The organism is Nonomuraea mangrovi, assembly GCF_042681425.1.
In the GTDB taxonomy this organism is placed as follows: domain Bacteria; phylum Actinomycetota; class Actinomycetes; order Streptosporangiales; family Streptosporangiaceae; genus Nonomuraea; species Nonomuraea mangrovi.
Window position 1 is genome coordinate 1 of sequence record NZ_JBHUFV010000069.1, and the last position, 2,121, is coordinate 2,121.

Genomic DNA, 2,121 nt, shown 5'->3' on the forward strand with positions numbered 1-2,121 from the left:
ATCCAAACAGCCGCATAGGCTACGCCCATAAGACGGCTGTCCGGAATCACCGTGGCCCCTCACTTCGAGCTGGGCCAACCGGCGGTACAGGGTGGGACGGCTCATGCCGGCCGCCTCCAGAAGATCGCCGATGCCGGCTCCCTCGCGTGGTGCATCCCTGAGAGCTGTGCTCAACGCGTCCCCTGCCGCCTGTAACGCGGCTTGGCGGGCATGTCTGCCCCTGGGTTGATGCGGATCTTCTGCGGTCTCTTCGCGCTCGCACGCACTCGTACACCACTTCCGTGGACGCAACCCTTCGATCACTTCCCGATCCCGACACCGGGCCAGCTCGAACCGCACCTTGCGACATCCGCCGACATGATCGACTCGGTGGCGTGCTGAAGGAGTACCGACGTGCCGCCTGACCTGGCCGGATGATCAATCGGCACCCGCAGGCTACAGTTCGATCTTGTAGCGGCTTGCATCAACGGAACGCTTCCTTCCTGGAACCATGTGCGTCTCACGAACATCAAATGGACCATGACAAAGCTCCCACGCCATGCCGCCTTGATGTCCACTGTAGCGATCACCCTGGCGGCCTGCTCCCCGGTGGCGGAGCCACAACCCCTCCTGGTCTCGCCCTCGGACCCGAAGGTGGTGGAGCAGCGGACCACGGCCCGGCAGGCACTGACCAGCCGCCTTGATCAGACCGTCAAGGCCGCGCGTCTTTCCAAGGAGATCGGCCGCAGCGGTCTCGATCGGTGCCGGAGGGGCAACGATGACATGAAAAACGAGGAGCAATTCGCTTCGAAGTGCACGCTGAGCCTGTATCGCGCCTACGCCTGGGACGGGAAGATAGAGGTCTTGCTGGATCGGTTGCGGGATTGTCCGGGGGTGGCCAAGGTCCGGGACTACTGGCGCGATAGCGGAGGAAAGCGGATTCAGGGGAATCCGGCACCGTGGGAGAGCCCGGATCGCATCTACGACGTCGGCGATCTCCCTGATCTCGAGTGCGATGGCGTGACAATGGAATTCACCACCACCGCCCATCTCAAGGATCCAGGACTCGAGTCCATGCTGGGAGCCACGCTATGGGATCCGGATGGTGGTATGTACGGCCCGTACTATTGGGCGCCGCAAGGCAAACCGTGGCTGCAGGCTTGGTCGCGCCATCACAGCAGATATCGGTTCCTGGTCGCCATGGAGGCGTCCAAGGGTTACGCACTGATCAGAGGCGGATGAGAATCCATCGCTCATGGCCCTCATCGGGTTCGCGGATGTTGGGCAAGATAGATCGCCATGGCCAGTCGCATAAGGGGCGTGCCTTTTGTCGACGACGCGTGAAAACTGGTTCTGGCACACATTCCGCATTCCGTGATGCGGATCCGAGTCAGTCGGCCAGGAGGATGCGTTTGCGAAGTAGATCGGGATTGGCTCGGCCATACATTTGCCGCTTGAGCATGGGCGTTCCACCCGAGGACTGGACACCTGAGACCCTGAACCCTTGTAGGACTCTGCTGGTTAACTCGTTTCAGGCGGTCAGGGCTGGTTCGAGTCGGGCCAGGTGGCTGGTGCGTTTCCGGTTCAGAGAGCGGCCGTTCCACCAGGCGTCCAGGCGGATCAGGTTGACGGCGATCGCGGAGACGATGTGTTCGAGGTGGACTTTCTTGATGCCGCGGTAGCGGGCGCGGCGCAGGCCGGTGACCGTGACGGCTTGGTGGATGGTGGCCTCGATGCCGCACCGGATGGCGTATCGGTCGCGCCAGGCGGGGGCCTGTGCGGGTGCGGGCCGCGTCGAGGGTTTCCTGGATCGCTCGTGGGTGCAGGGTGAGGTGACGGCCGCCGTGCTGGGGCGCTGGTGCATAAGGTCCGCACCGGGCAGGGGCGGCAGGTGTTGGGTGGGAAGGCGTGCGGTCGGGTAGCCCCGAGGGATCTCGCCTCGGGCTCCCACAGATCCCGGCGTGAGCCTCTCGACTCACCAGGCTCTTGTCACCCTGATCACCAGACGCGCGGAACCGAAGACACCCAAAGCTAGTGCGTGAACATGCGAGGGAACCGTGTGACGATCCCCTGCCAACACTGAACCCATTTCAGCGGGCTTCGCGGAGTTGTAGGACGAGGATGGCTTTGACAAGTTGACCT

General features: G+C 63.2%; 2 protein-coding genes. One reads left to right on the plus strand and one right to left on the minus strand.

All coding sequences use genetic code 11. The features are described from left to right. Positions 1-519: 519 nt before the first annotated feature. On the plus strand, positions 520-1,221 hold the full coding sequence (locus ACFSKW_RS45275) for a hypothetical protein (RefSeq protein ID WP_379580795.1): 702 nt from the start codon (positions 520-522) through the stop codon (positions 1,219-1,221). A 289-nt stretch (positions 1,222-1,510) separates the two neighbouring features. Here the strand turns inward: ACFSKW_RS45275 and ACFSKW_RS45280 are convergent, their stop codons facing one another. Further along, on the minus strand, positions 1,511-1,843 hold the full coding sequence (locus ACFSKW_RS45280) for a transposase (RefSeq protein WP_379580796.1): 333 nt from the start codon (positions 1,841-1,843) through the stop codon (positions 1,511-1,513). Positions 1,844-2,121: the final 278 nt, after the last annotated feature.